This is a genomic window from Flavobacterium sp. GCM10022190, assembly GCF_042656445.1.
GTDB lineage: Bacteria > Bacteroidota > Bacteroidia > Flavobacteriales > Flavobacteriaceae > Flavobacterium > Flavobacterium nitratireducens.
In genome coordinates this window covers 1-659 of the sequence record NZ_JBHSOQ010000015.1, presented here as the reverse complement: position 1 = coordinate 659, position 659 = coordinate 1, and the positions used below count along the sequence as shown (strand labels likewise).

Below are 659 nucleotides of genomic sequence, written 5' to 3'. Positions count from 1 at the left end.
AAAATTAAAACACATGTTATCAGTTGATTAAAAAATAAACAAAAAATAGTTTTGAAAAGGTCTTGTTTAATCGAATAAAGGTTCTACTTTTGCACCCGCAACAGCGAAAACGTTCTATTAAATACTGGCAGGCTAAGAAGAATGATTCGGACGAAAGTTTGAAAAAAAGTTTCAAAAATGCTTGTGAGATTTGAAAAAGCGATTTACATTTGCACCCCGCAAAACAGTGAAAGTTATTTGAAATATTGGCAAGAGAAGAGGAGTTAAGCTTCGGTAAATAAATCGAAAAAAAACTTTAAATTTTTCTTGCGAGTAAAGAAATAAGTTGTAGTTTTGCAGCCGCTTTGAGAGATAAGTGAGAAACTGAAATAAATTCAGTTTAAAAACAAAAAGACACGTTCCTAGACATATTGAATTGACAGCCGTCTCGTTTTAAAAACGGGACAAATAAAATAAGAGTAATAGAATCGCGAGATTTGAATAAACCGATAGTAACTTGGAGTCAATATAAAACAGGAACTTTTATAAGTTCAAACAATATACGATGAAGAGTTTGATCCTGGCTCAGGATGAACGCTAGCGGCAGGCTTAACACATGCAAGTCGAGGGGTATAGGTTTTCGGACCTAGAGACCGGCGCACGGGTGCGTAACGCGTATG

The 659-nt window shown here is 35.2% G+C and carries 1 rRNA gene; it reads left to right on the top strand.

The features are described from left to right. Positions 1 to 541: 541 nt before the first annotated feature. Positions 542 to 659, top strand: a 16S ribosomal RNA gene (locus ACFPTQ_RS16055); the annotation flags it as partial.